General features: G+C 67.1%; 16 protein-coding genes. 3 read left to right on the forward strand and 13 right to left on the reverse strand.

Features of this window, described 5'->3' with window-relative positions; genetic code table 11:
• Positions 1 to 388, reverse strand: a 388-nt coding sequence (locus Mrose_RS08945) for a transposase family protein (RefSeq protein ID WP_147371596.1), incomplete at its 3' end; no start/stop codon positions are given.
• 388 nt (positions 389 to 776) lie between these two features.
• On the opposite strand from Mrose_RS08945, the gene Mrose_RS08950 reads away from it, so the two are divergent.
• Complete coding sequence (locus tag Mrose_RS08950) at positions 777 to 2,396, forward strand: cation:proton antiporter family protein (RefSeq protein ID WP_119277499.1); 1,620 nt, start codon at positions 777 to 779, stop codon at positions 2,394 to 2,396.
• Positions 2,397 to 2,409: 13 nt separating this feature from the next.
• Positions 2,410 to 3,282, forward strand: a complete 873-nt coding sequence (locus Mrose_RS08955; protein WP_182482743.1) for a universal stress protein — start codon at positions 2,410 to 2,412, stop codon at positions 3,280 to 3,282.
• Here the strand turns inward: Mrose_RS08955 and Mrose_RS08960 are convergent.
• Positions 3,279 to 3,674: a GatB/YqeY domain-containing protein gene (locus Mrose_RS08960; protein ID WP_119277503.1), complete on the reverse strand. Its 396-nt coding sequence runs from the start codon at positions 3,672 to 3,674 to the stop codon at positions 3,279 to 3,281. The two genes, Mrose_RS08955 and Mrose_RS08960, sit on opposite strands and share 4 nt — an antisense overlap.
• Before the next feature lie 46 nt (positions 3,675 to 3,720).
• On the opposite strand from Mrose_RS08960, the gene Mrose_RS08965 reads away from it, so the two are divergent.
• The gene (locus Mrose_RS08965; protein WP_119277505.1) at positions 3,721 to 6,387 is read left to right on the forward strand and encodes a hypothetical protein; all 2,667 of its coding nucleotides are present in this window, start codon (positions 3,721 to 3,723) and stop codon (positions 6,385 to 6,387) included.
• Positions 6,388 to 6,413: 26 nt separating this feature from the next.
• On the opposite strand, the gene Mrose_RS08970 is transcribed toward Mrose_RS08965, so the two are convergent.
• The 11 genes from Mrose_RS08970 to Mrose_RS09020 form a co-directional block, all read right to left on the reverse strand.
• Entirely contained in the window at positions 6,414 to 7,028 is a 615-nt protein-coding gene (locus tag Mrose_RS08970; RefSeq protein WP_119277507.1) for an LON peptidase substrate-binding domain-containing protein, read from the reverse strand.
• A gap of 44 nt (positions 7,029 to 7,072) precedes the next feature.
• Positions 7,073 to 7,516 (reverse strand): thioesterase family protein, encoded by a 444-nt coding sequence (locus Mrose_RS08975; protein ID WP_119277509.1) that lies wholly within the window; start codon positions 7,514 to 7,516, stop codon positions 7,073 to 7,075.
• Between the two features lie 45 nt (positions 7,517 to 7,561).
• The gene (locus Mrose_RS08980; RefSeq protein WP_119277510.1) at positions 7,562 to 8,911 is read right to left on the reverse strand and encodes a phenylacetate--CoA ligase family protein; all 1,350 of its coding nucleotides are present in this window, start codon (positions 8,909 to 8,911) and stop codon (positions 7,562 to 7,564) included.
• A gap of 98 nt (positions 8,912 to 9,009) precedes the next feature.
• Positions 9,010 to 9,771, reverse strand: a complete 762-nt coding sequence (locus tag Mrose_RS08985) for an SDR family oxidoreductase (RefSeq protein WP_119277512.1) — start codon at positions 9,769 to 9,771, stop codon at positions 9,010 to 9,012.
• Positions 9,768 to 10,976, reverse strand: a complete 1,209-nt coding sequence (gene pcaF, locus Mrose_RS08990) for a 3-oxoadipyl-CoA thiolase (protein ID WP_119277514.1) — start codon at positions 10,974 to 10,976, stop codon at positions 9,768 to 9,770. The genes Mrose_RS08985 and pcaF overlap by 4 nt, the downstream gene beginning before the upstream one ends.
• Before the next feature lie 58 nt (positions 10,977 to 11,034).
• The gene (gene paaI, locus Mrose_RS08995; RefSeq protein ID WP_119277516.1) at positions 11,035 to 11,406 is read right to left on the reverse strand and encodes a hydroxyphenylacetyl-CoA thioesterase PaaI; all 372 of its coding nucleotides are present in this window, start codon (positions 11,404 to 11,406) and stop codon (positions 11,035 to 11,037) included.
• Positions 11,403 to 12,137: an ABC transporter ATP-binding protein gene (locus Mrose_RS09000; RefSeq protein WP_119277518.1), complete on the reverse strand. Its 735-nt coding sequence runs from the start codon at positions 12,135 to 12,137 to the stop codon at positions 11,403 to 11,405. The genes paaI and Mrose_RS09000 overlap by 4 nt, the downstream gene beginning before the upstream one ends.
• Before the next feature lie 118 nt (positions 12,138 to 12,255).
• Entirely contained in the window at positions 12,256 to 14,022 is a 1,767-nt protein-coding gene (locus Mrose_RS09005; protein WP_119277520.1) for a branched-chain amino acid ABC transporter ATP-binding protein/permease, read from the reverse strand.
• Positions 14,019 to 15,026 (reverse strand): branched-chain amino acid ABC transporter permease, encoded by a 1,008-nt coding sequence (locus Mrose_RS09010; RefSeq protein WP_119277522.1) that lies wholly within the window; start codon positions 15,024 to 15,026, stop codon positions 14,019 to 14,021. Before Mrose_RS09010 ends, Mrose_RS09005 begins: the two co-directional genes overlap by 4 nt.
• Before the next feature lie 83 nt (positions 15,027 to 15,109).
• Positions 15,110 to 16,285: an ABC transporter substrate-binding protein gene (locus Mrose_RS09015; protein WP_119277524.1), complete on the reverse strand. Its 1,176-nt coding sequence runs from the start codon at positions 16,283 to 16,285 to the stop codon at positions 15,110 to 15,112.
• A 10-nt stretch (positions 16,286 to 16,295) separates the two neighbouring features.
• On the reverse strand, positions 16,296 to 17,864 hold the full coding sequence (locus Mrose_RS09020) for a 3-hydroxyacyl-CoA dehydrogenase NAD-binding domain-containing protein (protein ID WP_119277526.1): 1,569 nt from the start codon (positions 17,862 to 17,864) through the stop codon (positions 16,296 to 16,298).
• Positions 17,865 to 17,978: the final 114 nt, after the last annotated feature.

Below are 17,978 nucleotides of genomic sequence, written 5' to 3' on the forward strand. Positions count from 1 at the left end.
TCGGGACAGAGCCCTGGCGGGCCTGTTCACCCAGGGACAAAGGGCCGTTTTGGCCCAGGGTCTGCCATACCTCCTGGGCCCAGTCAAGCAAGGCGGACTGGAGGGCGTCGAGCTGCTTTGAGAGGGACTGGAAGAAACGGTAGAGGGTGGCCTGTGCCGGGAGCTTCCGCTGGCCCAGGCGGGTACGGATACCCACCTGGTTGAGCAGGAAAGCGCGATGGTCTTTCACCCACTGGCTGATGGCCAGGATGTTGTGCCGCCCAGCCCCCACCGCCATCAAGCAGATTAGCAGCAGGTCTTGCCAGCGATGTTGGGTTTTCAAGTACTCGCGGGAATCGGGTATCTGGGCTAGATGCGGCAACGGACTAGGGATGGAGACAGATTTCATATGTGCTTATGATAAAAGCCTGGCCGCCGAGGCCCTTTGTTTGCAGGCTGGGGCTATATATTATATATTCTGGTAAAACCTGCTCCCGCTTACGGGAGACTCTAGCCGGCTCTAACGAAAGGAGGCGACGTGACCAAGACCAGGCTCCGGCAAGGCCATAGGCCGATTTTCTTCGACCCCCGGCGCTGGGGGGAAGACCCCAGGGAGTACCTCCAAGCCTGGGCCGGGGGTGCCCGGTCCTCAGGTCACGCCCTCCTTCGATGAAACTTACTGAGGCTTAGCCCACAACGCATCTCCGGCCTTATTCGCAGAGCCAAACACACTGTTTGGCCCGCGCCATTGGCCTATCGGCCTCGAGTCCCCTGATTTGCCTTGACAGGAGGCCAAGTTGGAAGCTGTGGTTATTGTCATTGTATATGGGCTGGGCCTGCTGGCTGCTCGCCTGGCCCTGCCGTCCCTGGTGGGCTACCTGGCCGGTGGGCTGCTGCTCAGCCTACTCGGTGTGGTGAGCACCCCGCTGCTGGAGCGTATCGCCGGGGTGGGCGTACTGCTGCTGCTGTTCACCATCGGCTTGACCCTCAACCTCAGCGGCCTGTTTCGCCGTGAGGTGGCCGGAGTGGGCGGCCTGCACCTGCTGCTGGTGGTGCCTTTGTTGGGAATGGCGTTGTGGTGGGCTGGAGCCAGTGCCGACCCGGTGGTGCTGCTGCTGCTGGCAGTGGCCTTGGCTAATCCCAGCACGGTGTTGCTAGGCAAAATCCTCGAACAAAAGCGGGAGCTACTTTCACTACACGGACGACTAGCGATTGGAATCTCGGTGCTGCAAGACCTGGCCTCGCTGGGCCTGCTGGTGCTGGTGGGGATGCAACATCCCAGCCCCTGGGCTTGGCTGCTCTTCGGCTTCCCCCTGCTGCGGCCTGTGGCTGGCTGGGTCCTTGCACGGAGCCGGCAGGATGAACTGGTGCTTCTCTTCGGGCTGGCCCTGGCTCTGGGAGGGGCGGAACTGGCCGGGCGGGTCGGCCTGGCTCCGGAGTTGGGGGCCCTCTTCACCGGGGCCGCCCTGGCCCGCCACCCCAAGGTCGAAGAACTCTCCCAAATGCTGTGGAGCCTGCGCGAGAGCTTCCTAGTAGCGTTCTTTGTCAAGGTGGGGCTGGGAGGAGTCCCCAGCCTGGGAAGCTTGCTGTTAGGGCTGGGCTTGGTGGCCTTGCTGCCCCTCAAGGCTGCGCTGCTCTTTGCCCTGTTACTGCGTTGCGGTCTGCGGGCCCGCACCAGCTTCCTGGCCACGGTTGGGCTGGCGACTTACAGCGAGTTCACCCTCGTCGCCGCGGCGATCGCCCAGGAGCGGGGGTTGCTGGCGGCGGAGTGGGGGGTGGTGCTGGCAGTGGCGGTGGCTCTGTCCATCGCGCTGGCCGCGCCGCTCAACTGGGCTGCCCACTCCCTGTATATCCGCCTCGAGCGGATGCTGGTGCGCTTCGAGCTGGCAGGGAAGCACCCCGACACCGAACCCACCCGCCTTGACGGGGCCGCCTGGCTCATCGCGGGCATGGGGCGCACTGGGGGGGCAGCATACCGCTACCTCGCCGCGCAGGGAGAGGGGGTGCTTGGGCTGGATAGCGACCCCGAGAAGATCGAACTCCACCAAGCCAAGGGCCGCCGGGTGGCCTACGGCGACGCCGAAGACCCCGAGCTGTGGGAACACCTCGACCTCAGCGCCCTCAAAGGCATCCTCCTGACCATGCCTGAACTCGAGGCCAAGCTGCAGGCCTTGCGACATATCCGGCGCAAGGGCTACAAGGGCCTGGTCGCCGCCACCACTTTCCACCGCGAAGAGGACCCGCTGGTGGAACAGGCCGGGGCCACCTTGGTCTTCCGTCCCTTCGCCGAGGCCGGGGAGCGGCTGGGCGAGCGGGTATTGGAGGCGGTGACGCTGGAGGATGCCCTCAAACCGACGGCTGGCGCCGTGGGAGAGAAGCCTGAAACGGATGAAGGCAGCGAGGACGTGCGGGCGTGAGGGAGGTCGGAGGATGTTCGGTCCTATCTTGATTCCAGTGGACGGCTCACCCTGTGGCGACCAGGCCGCGGAAGCAGGGCTGGCGCTGGCCGGGCGGCTCAGGGCCGCGGTACACTTCGTCCACGTGCGGAACACTAGTTCACAACCTCTCTATGGTGAGGGTGAGCGCCAGTGGCGAGAGCTGGAGGGCGGCGGACTGGTTCTGTTGCAGTACTGGAGGCAAGTCTCGAGTGCCCGGGGGCTACGGGTGATGACCCACTCTATCGAGGGGACCCACGTGGCCCGTGCGATTGTACAGGTAGCCCGGTCGATAAGCTGCGGCCTCATCGTGATGGGGACACACTGCGGGGGCCGGTTGCGTCGGTTGCTGCTCCGGAGCACCGCCGAGGCGGTGGTGAGCCTGGCCCCGACACCGGTGGCGACTCTTCGGTGCCAGGAAGCGGCCTTCCTCCCGCGCTTCGAGCGCTTCGAGCGCTTTGAGCGCATCCTGGCTCCCGTGGATGGCGGTGTCCTGGGCTTACGCGTGCTGGAGTGGGTGAGGGGGCTGGCCCAGGCCTTGAGCGCCGAGGTCATGGTTTTGCACGTTGCCGCCTCGGTAGAGCGTGGTCGGAGCGTCTTGGACGAGGCGCTGGAACGGCTGGCCTACTCCAGAAGCTGGGGCCTGGTCGAGGTAGCCGAGAAGGTGCCGGTGGGCGACCTCATTGGCCGGATCGCCAATGAGTACGGCGACCTCGTGGTGATGGGCACGCAAGGGCGCCTCGGATGGAAGCGCCTGCGAATGCCCAGCACCACCCAGCAAGTCGCTTGCGCGTCTGTGGTTCCCGTGATGCAGATGCGCCCAGCGGTGGCCCTATACCCCAGCCCGCTGGGGACATCCCTTTTCTAGCCGCTTACAACCCGCTCGATCACCTTGCGCACCTTATCTCCCGGAGCGGCGGGACCCAGAGCCTTGGTTACCACGCCGATGGCCGCCAGGGGGGCCTTGAACTGGCTGAAGTCGACGTTGGCCCGCACCCAGGCCTCGATCTCCTCCTCGCTCATCTCCTTGGGCAGGAAGCGGTCGAGGAACTCGAGGTCGAACTGGTTTCCCGTCTCCTCGGCGGTGACCCGCAGGGCCTTGAGGATCTTGACCGCCTCGGCGTCGGGCAGGGGGCGACCGTCGCCCTTGCGGTCCATCTCGGCCTTGATCACGCGGGCGAAGTCGAGGGTGGGCTGGTCCTTGGCCTTCATGGCCTCGAGGATGGTTTTCTTGATCGCGTCGTAAATGGCCGTGCTCATGTGAGTCAGTGTAGCCCCTTTGCGGGTACAATTCCTTAGCTACGCCATGCCCTACCGCGTGCCCAAAAGCCGCCTGCTGCCCCCGCGCACGGCTCGAGAAGTCAGCCGCCTGCGCCTGAGCGAGGTGGTGCGGCAGGGTTTCGCCAAAAGCCCAGTGTTGGTGCTGGCTGCCGGGGCGGGCTGGGGCAAGTCCACGTTGATGGCCTCGCTGATGGCGGGCGGCGGGGTGTGGGTCACCCTGGCCGAGGACTGCCAGGACCCGGTGGTGCTGGGCTGGCACCTGCTCGAGGCCTACCGCCCGCGGTTGGGCCGGCGGGGGCTCGAGGTCGAACAGGCCCTCGAGCACGGCGCCTGGGCCCAGGCCGCCGAAGCGTTGCTGGAGGAGCTGGCCGCGCGGCACAACCCCCTGGCTCCGGCTCGCGTCCTCGTCCTCGACGAAGCCCAGCGGGCTGCCAGCCGCGAAACGCTGGCCTTCTTGCGCACGCTCTCGCAGGCTCCCGCGCTACAGATGGCTGTGCTGAGCCGCCGGGCGGCGCCCTGGGAGGTGCTGGGGCGGGTGCTGGGCGAGCGCGAGCTGGCCTTCGACGCCGAGGAGGCCCTGGAGCTGGCCGTGGCCATCGCGCCCGAACTCCCGGCCTTCGAGGTCGAGCAGGCCCACAGCCTGGTGCGGGGCTGGCCGCTGGGGCTGCGTCTGCTGCTGAGGGCCATGCAGCGCGGAGCGCGCCCCGAGGAGGCTTTCTACGCTCACCCTGACCCTGCCGGGCTTCTGGCCTACCTGCTGCCCAGCCTGCCCGAGAGCGTGCAGAAGATCGCTGCCCGTGCGAGCGTGCTGGGCGAGCTAGGGCCGGAGGAGTTCGCCTGGATGAGGGATGTTTCCGCCCTCGAGCCCTACGCCAGCGACCTGCTGCTGGAGTGGGTGGGGGGCCGCATCCGCTTTCACCCCCTGGTGCGCCAGGCCCTCATCAGCCTGCTCGAGCCCGCCGAGGTGCGCGGCCTGCTGACACGGGCTGCCGATGCTGCGCTGGAGAGGGGAGAGGGTGTGCGGGCGGCGGGGTATCTGCTCGAGGCCGGGCGCCTGGGCCACGCCGCCGACTTGGTGATGAGCCAGGGCGCGGAGTGGCTGCGGCGGGGCCTGACCTACACCGTGCTGGCGATGCTCGAGCGCATCCCCCAGGAGATGTTCGCCACCCGTCCGGCGCTGCACTACCTTCACGCCGAGGGCCTGCGCCAGGCCGGGCGCTATGCCGAGGCCGAGCGAGCCTACCGCCGGGCGCTGGAGTCGGGTGTGGAGCAGGCCAACTTGGGCCTGGCTCGGCTGTTCCTCGACACCGTGGAGCCGGCGAGGGCTTGGCCTCACCTCGAGGCTGCCCGCAAGACCCATCCCGAGGAGGCAAAGCGACTGTGGGCCGAGAACCTGCTCAACTCGGGCCGGGTGGCCGAGGCCGCGGCGATGGGCATGGAAGGCCCCAGGCTCTGGCTGCGTGGCGGGCAGCCGGAGAGGGCTTTGCAGGAACTGCGCCGTGAGCACACCCGTAGCCTTCCCGTAGCCCAGAATCACCGCGAGGGCACGCTGCTGCTGGCGCTGCTCGAGGCCGTCGCCGGGGATGCTGAGAGCGCCCAGGCCATGGCCCACAAAGGCCGCCGCGAGGGCGAGACTCTGGGGAGCCCCTTTGTGGTGGCCCTGGCCGAGGCCCGGCTGGGACACGCCCTGCTGGCGCAGAACCGCTGGGAAGAAGCCCGTGCGGCCTACGAGCGGGCCCTGGCCCTGGCCGAAGGTGGGCCGGCGCGGCTGAAGGTGGAGGCCCTGGGTGGCCTGGCGGCGGTAGGCGACGCGCGAGCCTATGCCGATATGATCCGCCTGAGCCGGGAAGCGGGTGACCCCTGGGTGGAAGCCTTCATGACCCTGGCTGTGGCCTACGCCCACCTGCGCCGGGGCGAGCCCTTCGGCCTGCCCGCCCTCACCGCCATCGAGGACCCCTTCCTGCTGGCACTGGTCGCGGCCTATCCCTGGAGCAGCGCGCCCGCCGAGTTGCTCGAGCGCTACCCCTTCCTAGCCCAACCCACGCTCTTCGCCCCGCCCATCCACCGCGCCCGCCGGCTGCTGTGGGAGGCGGGAAAGCTGCCGCTGCCCTACCATCCGGGGGTTCGCGTCGAGATCTTCGCGCTGGGCGGGCTCAGCTTGCGGGTGGAAGGGCGGGAAGTGCGGCTGAAGCGGGAGAAAACTCGCCTGCTGCTGGCCTTGCTGCTGCTTCAGGACTGGAGCAAGGAAGCTTTACTGGAGACCTTGGGGGTTTCCGACGGGGAGTTCCGCGTGCTGTGGTCGGAACTGCTGGGGGCGCTCGAGCCAGGCCGTCCCAGCCGTGTGCCCGGCTACTTCCTCAAGCCCTACGGCCTGGCCAAGGTGCCCGAGCTGTGGGTCGATCTGTGGAACCCGCCGGACTCCAGCAGCCTGCCGCTGGAGGGCTTCGACCACCCCGAGATCGATCGCTTCCGCGAGGCTTACCGCGCTTCGCGACGCCAGCGGTTGCTGCTGAGCGGCGAACCGGCCTCCTGGCTGGAGGCTTTGCGCCTGGAGCCCACCGACGAGGCCACGCTCGAGCGCCTGCTGCAAACCCCTCTGGCCATCGAAGCCTGGGGCCTCTACGCCTCGGCGATGCACGAACTGGGGCTCGAGCCCAATCCCCGCCTCGAGCGCTTTCGCTACTTGCGGTAGGGGTCTGTGGTTTCCTCCTTCTTCGCTCAGGCCTCCGCCGTGCTGAGGGAGAGCGGCCCCTGGCGCATGAGCTTCTGGGCGAGTTCGAGCCGGGCCACTAGCGAGGGGGCCTCGAGCAAGGCCTGCCTGTCGGTGGCGGGCACTCGCAGGTTCACGCACAGGAAGGAAGCCTGGTACAGCGGGTCCTCGGGCAGGTTGGCGATGGCCTGCTCCAGGGCCCTGGGGTCGGCCTTGTCCGCGACGTAGCTGCGGAAAGCCTCCATCGCGTCCCAGGCGGCGATGGCCTCGAGGCCGGGGTCGGAGCGCTCGAGGGGCAGGGGTTGGTCGGGGATTGAGTAGTAGAGCTTGCCCTCGCCCAGTCCCACCTCGCTCACGCGGCAGCGCTCCCCGCCCCGGCAGACGATGTTGAAGGTGCCGTCGGGGTTCTCCGAGGCCGCCAGCAAGTCCACATAGCCGCCCACCCGCCGATACATCCCTGGTTCGGGCCCCGCCAGGGTGATCACGAAGCGTCGCTCGCCCTCCTCGCGTCCCAGTAACTCCCGGATCATCTGCTTGTAGCGCTCCTCGAAGATGAACAGTGGGATCAAGAGGCCGGGGAAGACCACGGTCTCTGGTAACGGAAACAGGGGCAAGCGGGTCACAAGATCAGGTTAGACGCAATTCGCTTTGGCAAAAGCGGCCTGATCTAGCTTTTCGCCTGCTGGAAGCTGGCCCAGCGCTCCTGGAGCTTCTCGAAAATCCGCTCGAGCTTGCCCTTGGGCAGGATCACCTGCTCGGTTTCACCCTCGCCGATGAGGTCGCCCAACTCATTCCAAACCTTGAGCGCCGCGTAGACGCGGTTGCCCTCGGTGCGGGTGTGTTCGGCCAGGAGCCGCACCTTCATGCCCGGCAGGGCCGAGGCCAGGTGGTTGACGCTCACCTTCGAGCCGATGCCCTCTTCGCCCTCCTCGAGGAAGTCGAGGATGATCATGCGTCCGGCCATCTCCATGTGCTTGGCCATCCAGTAGGTGGCGTAGACCGCGTGCAGCTTGCCCAGCCGGGGGTCGTGAGGGTGCTCGAAGTCCACGGTCATCTCATCGGTGACGGTGAGCTCGAGCGTCGCCTGGTATCCGATGGGTATGGGTTTCATAAGGGGTTGCCAACGGCGGATAGCCCAGAGGAAGGTTTTTGCTAACTAGCCTAAATTCCTCAAATCCGCCACGCGCTTGAGCTTGCCGCCCTCGCTGCGCGGGGCGCTGCCGGGGCTGAGCAGCGTGACCTTGACCGAGACGCCGATGTTGTCCTTGATCTTGTGCGCCACCTTGTCGCGTAGGGCCGAGAGACGGTGATCGGCCTCGATGATCTCGTCGGAGAGCATCTGGGCGCCCACTTCGCGGAAGAAGGGTTCGGCGACCTCGAGCTTGAGTTCGACCTCGTCCATGGTGCGCTCACGCCGCAGCACGATCTGGTAGTGCGGGGCCACCTCGGGAATCTGTGTCAGCACGGCCTCGATCTGGGTGGGGTAGACGTTGACCCCACGCACGATGAGCATGTCGTCGGTGCGGCCTTTGATCTGGGCCATGCGGGCGTGGGTGCGGCCGGAGGCGCCTGGCTCGCGGGTGATGTAGGTGAGGTCGCCGGTCCAGTAGCGCAGCACCGGCATGGCCTTCTTGGTGAGGGTGGTGAGCACCAGCACGCCCACCTCGCCCTCGGGCAGGGGCTCGCCGGTCTCGGGGTGGACGACCTCGGGGTAGAAGTGGTCCTCCCAGATGTAGCTCAGCCCGTCGCGCTCGCTCACGTCCTCGTTGGAGACGCCGGGGCCGATGATCTCGGAGAGGCCGTAGATGTTGGTGGACTTCACCCCTAAGCCCTCGTCCACGCTCTTTCGGATGGCCTCAGTCCAGGGCTCCGCGCCCAGCACCGCGTACTTGAGGCTGATCTCCTCGGGGCTCACGCCGCGCTTCTTGAACTCCTCGGCCAGGGTCTGAGCATACGAGGGGGTGCAGCAGATGACCTCAGGCTTGAAGTCCTGGATGAGCATGACCTGTCGCTCGGTCATGCCGCCGGAGACGGGCACCACGATCATGCCGAGCTTCTCCGCGCCCCCGTGCAGCCCCAGCCCGCCGGTGAAGAGGCCGTAGCCGTAGGCGTTGTGCAGCATCATGCCGGGCTGGGCCCCCGCGGCGGCTAGCGAGCGGGCCACCACCTCGGCGAAGATCTCGAGGTCGCCTTTGGTGTAACCCACCACCGTGGGCTTGCCGGTAGTGCCGCTACTGGCGTGGATGCGGGCGAGCTCGTGGCGCGGCACCGCGAACAGGCCGAAGGGGTAGGTGTCGCGCAGGTCTTTTTTTCTGGTGAAGGGGAGCTTGTGGATGTCCTCAAGGCCCCGAATATCGCCGGGCTTCAGGCCCCGCTCGTCCAGGGCTTGCTTGTAAAAGGGCACCCGCTCGTAAACGTAGGCCACCTGTTCGCGCAGGCGCTCGTCCTGGAGCGCTTTGAGCTTGGGGCGGGGAAGGGTCTCGAGTTCGGGTTGGAAGATGGGCATGGCAACCTCCTGTCAAAGGTCGAACGCCTAACGTCTAACGCAAAACGCTGGCCGGTCGTGTGTCCTACGTCCTGCATCAAACGTCATACGCACGAAACTCACTGAGCGGTCATTCCCCCGTCCACGGCGAGCACCTGGCCGGTGACGTAGTCGGAGGCGGGGGAGCAGAGGAAGAGTGCGGCCCCGGCGAGTTCACCGCTGCGGCCCAGGCGGCCCAGCGGGGTGCGCGCGGTCACGGCGGCTTCGATGCGCGGCAGCACCTTCTCGGTCATGCGGGTGGGGAAGAAGCCGGGAGCCAGGGCATTGACGCGGATGCCGAAGGGACCCCACTTCACGGCGAGGTCGCGGGTCAGGGCGATCAGGCCGCCTTTGGAGGCCGAGTAGGCGGCGGCGTCCATGATCTCGCTGGGGCTGCCCATCAGCCCGGCCACCGAGGCGATGTTGAGGATTTTGCCGTAGCCGCGCTGCTTCATGCCCCTGGCGGCGATGCGGCTGGCGAGGAAGGTGCCGGTGACGTTGACGTCGAGCACCTCGCGCACCTTGGCGGCGGGCACCTCGAGCGCGTCCTGGCCCCAGGTCACTCCGGCGGCGTTGACCAGCACGCTCAAGGGCCCGAGTTCGGCCTCCACCTGGGCGATGGCCCGCTCGAGGCCCTCCTCGTCCTGCACGTTGCCCACGATGGGCAAGGCGTCGGGAATCCGCTTCAGGGCCTCCCCGAAGAAGCCCTCCCGGCGGGCCAGCAGCGCGACTTTGGCCCCGGCCTCGCGCAGGGCGTGGGCGATCTCGAGGCCCAGGCCCCTCGAGCCCCCCGTCACCAGGGCCACCTTGCCGTCGAGGCGGAACTGCTCGAGCACCCTCATACCTTCTCGACTACCATCGCGATGCCCTGCCCCACGCCGATGCACATGGTCGCCAGGCCGAATTGCACCTCGCGCCGCTGCATTTCGTGTACCAAGGCGGTGAGGATGCGCGCCCCCGAGCAGCCCAGCGGGTGGCCGATGGCGATGGCCCCACCGTTCACGTTGAGCCGAGGGTCTTCGGGGTCCAGGCCCCACTCGCGCAGCACGGCCAGGCTCTGCGCGGCGAAGGCCTCGTTGAGTTCGATGAGCCCCAGGTCGTCTAGGGAGAGCCCGGCCCGGAGGAGTGCTTTGTGAGTCGCGGGAACCGGCCCGATGCCCATGATGCGCGGCTCGACCCCCGCCACGGCGATGGAGCGCACGCGGGCCAGCGCTTTGAGCCCGTGGGCCTGGGCGTAGTCCTTCGAAGCCAGCAGCACCGCCGCCGCCCCGTCGTTGAGCGAGGAGCTGTTGCCGGCAGTCACGCTCCCGCCCTGGCGGAACACCGGCTTGAGCTTGGCCAGCGCCTCGAGGCTGGTGTCGGCTCTGGGCCCCTCGTCTTTGCAGACTTGCTCGAGGTTGCCCTTGCGGTCGCGTATTTCCACCGGGACCATCTGGCTTTCGTAAGCGCCCGAGAGCTGGGCGGCGATGGCTTTCTGGTGGGAGCGCAGGGCAAACTTGTCCTGTTCCTCGCGGGGAATCTGGTACTGCTCGGCCAGGTTTTCGGCAGTCTCACCCATGGCGTCGGTGCCGTACATCTCCTTCATGCGCGGGTTGATGAAGCGCCAGCCCAGCGTGCTGTCATAGACGGTCACATTGCCCGTGGCGAAGCCCTTCTCCGCCTTGGGCATGACCCAGGGCGCGCGGCTCATGCTCTCCACCCCGCCCCCGATGTAGACCTGCCCTTCACCAGCCATGATGGCCCGGGCTGCGCTCGCCACCGCGTCCAGGCCGCTGCCGCACAGCCGGTTGACGGTGGAACCTCCCACCGAGATGGGTAGCCCGGCCAGCAAGAGCGACATTCGTGCCACGTTGCGGTTGTCCTCGCCAGCCTGATTAGCACAGCCCATGTAGACGTCTTCGATGTCGCTCCCCGGCACGCCTGTTCGCTGCAGAAGGGCCCGGATGGGAATGGCTCCCAGGTCGTCGGGGCGTACCGAAGCCAGCACCCCGCCGTGCTTGCCGACGGGTGTACGCACTGCGTCGATGATGTAAGCTTCCATAGGCATATGAACGCTGATGGCTTATAGCCGATCGCCAAAAGATACCCTGGTCATCGGTTATTAGCTACCGGCTATCGACCTCCTTTCTGAAGACGGTGCCGGTGAACAAAGCCACCAACTCCGTGTCGCGCCGGATTTCGATGCGGTAGGTGGCCGTGCGGCGGCCCAGGTTTTCCTCGGTGGCAAGGGCCTCGAGCACTTCACCTTCGCGGACGGGCTTGAAGTATTCCATGTGGGTCGAGAGGGCTACCGCCGCCACCCCGTGCGAGTTGGAGGCCAGCGCGAAGGCGGCGTCGGCCAGGCTGTAGAGGAAGCCGCCGTGGCAGGAGCCGTGGATGTTGAGGTGTTGTGGGCTCACGCGGGCGCTCAGGCGGGCCTGCCCGCGCCCGCTCGAGCGTACCTCGATGCCCAGCAGCGCCATGAAGGGGTCTGTCATGCCTCGGCTTCCTTTCCGCGCAGCCCCAGGTAGCTCTCCAGCACCCGCGGGTCGTGCAGCAGGTCCTGGGCGCGGCCTTCCATGACCAACTCGCCGGCCTCGAGCACGTAGCCCCGGTCGGCCAGGCCCAGCGCCATGCGGGCGTTCTGCTCGACCAGCAGGATGGGGATGCCCTCTCGCTTGAGCCCCCCCAGGATATCGAAGATCTCCCGTACGATCAGGGGGGCCAGGCCCAGGCTGGGTTCGTCCAGGAGGAGCAGTTTGGGCCGGGCCATCAGCGCGCGCCCGATGGCCAGCATCTGCTGCTCGCCGCCGGACATGGTGCCTGCGAACTGGGTGCGGCGCTCGAGGAGGCGGGGAAAGAGCGTGTAGACCCACTCGAGGTCGGCGCGGATCCCGCTCTCCCGCCGCTGATGGCGTTGGAAAGCTCCCAGCAGGAGGTTGTCCTCCACGCTCAAGGAGGCGAACAGCTCGCGCTTCTCGGGCACCAGGACGAGCCCCTGGGCGCTCAGGGCCTCGGGCGTTCGGTGGGGCTGAGCCTGGCCTCGGTAGCGCACGCTGCCCCTTGCCGCCACCAGCCCCACCAGGCCCAGCAGGGTGCTGGTCTTGCCCGCCCCGTTGGGGCCGATGAGCGTGACCACCTCGCCCTCCTCCACCCGGAAGGAGAGGTCGCGGACGGCTTCCACGGCGCCGTAGCGCACGGTGAGGTGTTCAACCTCGAGCACGCTCATGAGTGTTCCTCCAAAGGGCCGATGATCGATGCTCGATGGCCAGGGTACGGGCCATACGTAATATGCCATAGGCCACGTGCCAAGAGCGTCTTGCGTCTTGCGTTTGGCGTTTGGCGCATCAGGCCACCTCCTGGCCCAGGTAGGCCTCGATCACCTTGGGGTTCTTCTGCACCTCGCGGGGGGTACCCTCGGCCAGTTTCTCGCCGTAGTGCATCACCACCACGCGGTCCACCAGGCCCATCACCAGGTCCATGTCGTGGTCCACCAGCAGCACCGTGATGCCCTCGGCGGCTAGGCGGCGAATCAGCCGGGCCAGCTCGAGCTTCTCCGCGGCCCTTAGCCCCGCAGCGGGCTCGTCCAGCAGGAGCACCTCGGGACTCGAAGCCAGGGCCCGGGCGATCTCGAGCAGGCGCTGCTGGCCCAGGGCCAGCCCTCCGGCCTTGTGGTGGGCCAGCTCAGCTAGCCCCACGCGCTCCAGCGCCCGGTAGGCCTCGCTAAGGGCGGCAGCTTCCTCACGGCGGTTGGTGCCCAGGAGGCAGGAGAGCATCCCGGCTCGGGTACGGGCGTAGGTACCTAGGGCGGCGTTTTCCAGCACGGTCATCTCCGGGAAGAGGTGGGGGTGCTGGAAGGTGCGACCGATGCCCTTCTCGTGCACCGTGAACGGGGCGAGCCCCGAGATGGCCTGGCCCTTGAAGCGCACCTGGCCTTTGGTGGGGGCATGGACGCCGGTGATGAGGTTAAAGCAGGTGCTCTTGCCCGCGCCGTTGGGGCCGATGAGGCCCAGGACTTCTCCCCGGCGAAGCTGGAAGGAGAGGTCGCACACGGCCAGCAGGCCGCCGAAGGCCTTGCTGAGGCGTTCGACCTCGAGGATCACCTCTCCCTTGGGCACCTCGAGCCCCTGCACCTGCCTGGCGGGTAGCCCCATCCCTTGCGGCCTGCGCGGGGTGGGGTGGGGCAGGTAGCGTTCCAGGAAGGGCCACAGCCCCCTGGGGGCCAGGATCAGGATGACCACGAGCACCAGCCCGTAGGCGATGACCTCGTAGTTGCCGGTGCGGCCAAAGACCTTGGGCAGGATGTCCTTGAGCCACTCCTCGAGTCCGGTGATGAGCGAGGCCCCCAAAAAGACGCCGGGGATGCTGCCGATGCCCCCCACCACGGCCATGATGAGGTATTTGATGGAGGCCTCGAGGCCAAAGGGACTGGGGTTTACGAAGCGCAGGAAGTGTGCGTACAGCCAGCCGGCAAGCCCTGCCAGCAGAGCCGCCAGTAGGAAGACCTGGAGCTTGAGGCTGGGGGGGTGCACGCCGAAGCTGGCTGCGGCTACCGCGTCGCCACGCAGGGCCCGCAGCGCACGCCCCACCCGGCTGCCGGTCAGGTTGGCGGCACCCCAGGCCGCCAGCAGCGCGAAAGCCCAGCTCAGGTAGTAGAAGCTGTCCTCCGTGCGGAAGGAGAAACCCATGATTGAGACCGCTGGGAGGTCGGGCAGCCCGGTATGGCCGCCGGTGAGGGCAGTCCAGCTCCCCAGCACGATGAACAGGGCCATCTGCCAGGCGATGGTGGACAGCGGCAGATAGTGACCTTTGAGCCGCACGGTGAGCCCGCCCAGCACCAGCGCTCCCACCCCGGCGAAAAGCAGCCCGATGGGCAGGGTGAGCCAGGGGGAAAGGCCCATTTTGGTGGTGAGCAGGGCGGTGGCGTAGGCCGCTAGGCCCATGAAAGCGGCTTGGCCAAAGCTGGTCATGCCCGCCATCCCGGTGAGCAGGTAGAGCCCCAAAGCTACCAGCGAGCCAAAGGCCACGAAGTTGAGCAGGGTGATGTAGAAGGGGGGAAGAAACAGCGGCGCCAACAGCAGGAGCGCCAGGAGTACCAGGAGCAGGGGTCTCACTCCTCCTCACCTCCGAGCTCGAGGGTGCGCAGGCTGCGCCAGAAGAGCACCGGCAGCAGCAGGGCGAAGACGATGGCCTCCTTATAGGCGCTGGCCGTGAAGGAACTGTAGGACTCCAGCAGCCCCACCACCAGCGCCCCGCCTACGGCCATCGGGTAGCTGATGAGTCCGCCCAGGATGCCGGCCACGAAGCCCTTGAGCCCCAGCAAGAAACCCATGAAGTAGGCCGCGTTGACCAGCGGGGCGATGAGCATACCGCTCACGGCGGCTATGGCCGTGGCCAGCAGGAAGGCCACCCGCCCGGCCTCGCTGGGGTTGATGCCGCTGATGCGGGCCCCCAGCCGGTTGACCGCGCAGGCCCTGAGGGCTTTGCCGTAGAGGCTGCGCGTGAAGAAGAGGTACAGCCCAAGCATTGCCAAAAAGGCGAAGGCATAGACCACGAAGACCTGGCGCGGCAGGGGCACCGTGCCCAGGCTGGCCTCGCCCGAGAGCAAAGCCGGTGGCCGGTACTGTTCCGGCCCAAAGAAGACCAGCCCCAGTCCCTGGTACACGAAGTGTAGGCCCACCGCCAGGATCAGGTAGACCAGCACCGTGCCGTGGGGCAGTGGCTCGAAGAACAAGCGATAGGTGGCCGGCCCCATCGGCAGCACGATCAGCACGGCCAGCAGCCAGGCCACCCACCCCGGAGCCCCGTGGGAGCCCCAGTAGGCCAGCCCCAGCACCACCCCCGCCAGGAGCAGCAGCGCCAGGGCCAGCCGCAGCCGATTGCGGTCGAGGAGGGCCCAGGCTACCAGCATGGCCGCCGAGAGCCAGGCGGTGCCGGGAAACTGGCCCTGCAGCAAGAGCGCGTAGGAGAGCGGCGCGAACATCAACAGCTCACCCAGCGGCACCAAGATCACCCGGGTCACCGCGAAGACCAGCACCAGGCATAGCGCCAGCAGTGCGTAGATGGTGCCGTTCTGCAGCCCGTCGGCCAGGAGGAAGGAGAAGATGGTCCAGTCCATAAAACCCGCTGATAGCCAATAGCGGATAGCCGAGGGCAGCGGTTCCTTTCGTTATCAGCTATCCGCTATGGGCCATTGGCTTCTTACCTGAACGTCCGCACCAGCTTCCACCGGCCGTTCTGCACCTGCACCATCACGGCGGTGTCCTGGAAGCGCAGGCCCAGGTGATCCTCCTTGGAGAAGCTGAACACGCCGTGAGAGGCCACTACGTTCTTGGTGGCCTCGAGCTCGTCGCGCAGGGCGGCGCGGAAGGCCGCGAGGTTGTCGGGGCTGGCGTTCTTGAGGGCGCGCTCGAGGGCTGGCCTGAGGATCAGCCAAGCGTCATAGGCATGGGCCCCGAAAGTAGAATAGCTGCCTATGCCAAACTTGGTCTCGTAGCGGGTGATGTAGTCCAGCGAGGGCCGCTTGGAGGGGAAGCCGGCGGGCAACTGCTCGGCCACCAGGATGGGCCCGGCGGGCAGCAGGGTTCCCTCGACGTCCTTGCCGCCCACGCGCAGGAAGTCGGGGTTGGCCACGCCGTGGGTCTGGTAGATCAGGCCCTTGTAGCCGCGCTCGTTCAGGGTGCGCTGGGGCAGCACCGCCGGGGTGCCCGAAGCGCCCACGAGCACGGCGTCGGGCCGGGCAGCGATGATCTTGAGGATTTGGCCAGTGACCGAAGTGTCGGTGCGGGCATAGCGCTCGCTGGCCACGACGTTGATACCCCCCTCCTTGGCCTCTTGCGAGAAGAAGGTCCACCAGCCCTCGCCATAGGCGTCGTTGAAGCCGATGTAGGCCACGCTCTTGACCCCGCGCTCCTTCATGTCGGCGACGATGGCGCGGGCCATGAGTTCTTCGGTCTGGGGGGTCTTGAAGACCCAGGTGCGCTTGGCGTCCACGGGCGCGATGATGGCCTTGGAGGCGGCCAGCGAGATCATGGGCACCTTGGCCTCGGCCACCACATCGATCATGCCCAAGGAGGCCGGGGTGGTGGTGGTGCCGATGATGGCCAGCACCCCGTCTTCCTGGATCAGCTTGCGGGTGCTGCGCACGGCCTGGGTGGTGTCGGAGGCGTCGTCGAGGATGATGAACTGCACCCTGTGCCCGGCGACTCCCCGCTTGTTGGCCTCTTCCTCGAGCAGCAAGAAGGTGTTCTTCTCGGGGATGCCCAGGCTGGCTGCCGGTCCGGTAGCCGAGACCACCACCCCAATCTTGAGGGGGGCGGGCTGCTGAGAGAGGGCTAAACCTAACGCCGCGACGAGAAGAAAGAACCATCGTTTCATGCCTGACCTCCTAAGCGCTTTCCTTTGAAACGGGGCTTGCCCCTGGGGTCAAACCCGCGATACTGCCGAAGCTTTCCAGTCCTGCGGCCACCATGCGGCGCAGCAGGGGATTGGGACGGTAGCGGTCTTCGCCCAGCTCGGCGTGCAGGCCCTCGAGCGCCCGCAAGACCGGCTTGAGCCAGAGGATTTCGGCCCACTCCAGCGGCCCTCTGGGGTAGCCCGTGCCCAGCCGCATGGCCTTGTCAATCTCGGCGGCGCTGGCTACGCCCTCGGCCAGGGCCGAGACGGCCTCGTTGATCAGCAGGGCCAGGATGCGGAAGCCCACCCCGCCGGGCTGATCGCTCAGCACGAGCGTGGTGTGGCCGTGGGCCTCGAAGTAGCGCTTGGCGATCTCCGAGGCGGCGTTGGGGCCGCTGAGGGGAGCCATGACCTCCGCTATAGTCTGCTCGCCCAGCGGGGGCACCAGACTGAAGCCCGCCACCGGGCGGTGACCGTAGCTGGCGCTGGCGAGGCTGGCCGAGTGGCCCCAGGCCAGGGTGACCACGGGGAGGTCCTCGAGGAAATCGGCCTTGCGCTCGAGCAGCACCCGGCAGTCGAGCACGAAATCGGCCTCGCTCACCTCCTGGGTGTGGCGGAAGCGCGCGCGCAATTCCTGGGCCAGGGCGTTGGGCCCCACGATAAAGGCCAGCGGGGCCGAGGCGGGGTCGGCTTTGGGAGGTGCGGGCGGGGCTGGGGGACCGGGTGGGTACTTATACCAGCCCTCGCCGCTCTTGCGTCCCAGCAGGCCCGCGGCCACCCGCTGGTACTGAAGGGTGTGGGGGCGGTAGCGGGGCTCGGCGTACATCCCCTTGAACACCGACTGTGAGGCGGCATAGTTCACGTCTAGCCCGATGAGGTCCATCAGCTCGAAGGGACCCATGGGGAAGCCCATGCCCCGCAGGATCCAATCGACGTGCTCCCTGGGAACGCCCTCGCCGTGCAGCTTGAGGGCCTCGCCGTAGAAGGGGCGGGCCACCCGGTTGACCAGGAAGCCGGGGAAGTCCCCCACCCGCACCGGCTCTTTTCCCCAGCGACGGGAGAGCTCGAGCGCCCGATGCACCACCTCCTCCCCCGTCTGCACCGCCGGGATGACCTCGACGAGCTTCATGCGCTGGGCTGGGTTGAAGAAGTGCAGCCCCACCACCCGCTCCGGGCGGGGCACCTTGGCCGCGATGGCCGAGATGGAGAGGGTGGAGGTGTTGGTGGCGAGGACGGCCTGGGGGTTGAGCTCACCCAGCTTGCCCAGGAGTTGCTGCTTGAGTTCAAGCTGCTCGGGCACGGCTTCGATGACCCACTCGGCTTGGGCGCAGGGCTCGAGCTGAGCAACGGTCTCGATGCGCTCCAGGATTTCCTCGACCCTGCCCTGCAAGCGGCCTCTCTCGGCGGCTTTTTGCAGCTCGGCTTCGATCTCGGCCAGGGCTTTGTCGAGGGCCTGTGGATAGGGATCGTAGAGCAGTACCGGATGCCCGGCCTGGGCCGCCACCTGTGTGATGCCGCGCCCCATGGTACCTGCTCCGATGATTGCCACGCGTTCGTTCACCCTTTACCCCTGAGGTTTTGAGCCTTGAACTGAACTAACATTCGTTTGTATAAGTTTGCGTCAGTCTATTATGGGGCTTCTCGATCATCAAGCACCCCAAACAACAGATTTCGG

It is taken from the genome of Calidithermus roseus, assembly GCF_003574095.1.
Lineage (GTDB): Bacteria > Deinococcota > Deinococci > Deinococcales > Thermaceae > Calidithermus > Calidithermus roseus.

Coding starts and splice junctions, on each gene's coding strand:
- Mrose_RS08955 (WP_182482743.1), top strand. CDS start 2,410: ATGTTCGGTCCTATCTTGATTCCAGTGGACGGCTCACCCTGTGGCGAC.
- Mrose_RS08960 (WP_119277503.1), bottom strand. CDS start 3,674: ATGAGCACGGCCATTTACGACGCGATCAAGAAAACCATCCTCGAGGCC.
- Mrose_RS08965 (WP_119277505.1), top strand. CDS start 3,721: ATGCCCTACCGCGTGCCCAAAAGCCGCCTGCTGCCCCCGCGCACGGCT.
- Mrose_RS08975 (WP_119277509.1), bottom strand. CDS start 7,516: ATGAAACCCATACCCATCGGATACCAGGCGACGCTCGAGCTCACCGTC.
- Mrose_RS08980 (WP_119277510.1), bottom strand. CDS start 8,911: ATGCCCATCTTCCAACCCGAACTCGAGACCCTTCCCCGCCCCAAGCTC.
- Mrose_RS08985 (WP_119277512.1), bottom strand. CDS start 9,771: ATGAGGGTGCTCGAGCAGTTCCGCCTCGACGGCAAGGTGGCCCTGGTG.
- pcaF (WP_119277514.1), bottom strand. CDS start 10,976: ATGCCTATGGAAGCTTACATCATCGACGCAGTGCGTACACCCGTCGGC.
- paaI (WP_119277516.1), bottom strand. CDS start 11,406: ATGACAGACCCCTTCATGGCGCTGCTGGGCATCGAGGTACGCTCGAGC.
- Mrose_RS09000 (WP_119277518.1), bottom strand. CDS start 12,137: ATGAGCGTGCTCGAGGTTGAACACCTCACCGTGCGCTACGGCGCCGTG.
- Mrose_RS09010 (WP_119277522.1), bottom strand. CDS start 15,026: ATGGACTGGACCATCTTCTCCTTCCTCCTGGCCGACGGGCTGCAGAAC.
- Mrose_RS09015 (WP_119277524.1), bottom strand. CDS start 16,285: ATGAAACGATGGTTCTTTCTTCTCGTCGCGGCGTTAGGTTTAGCCCTC.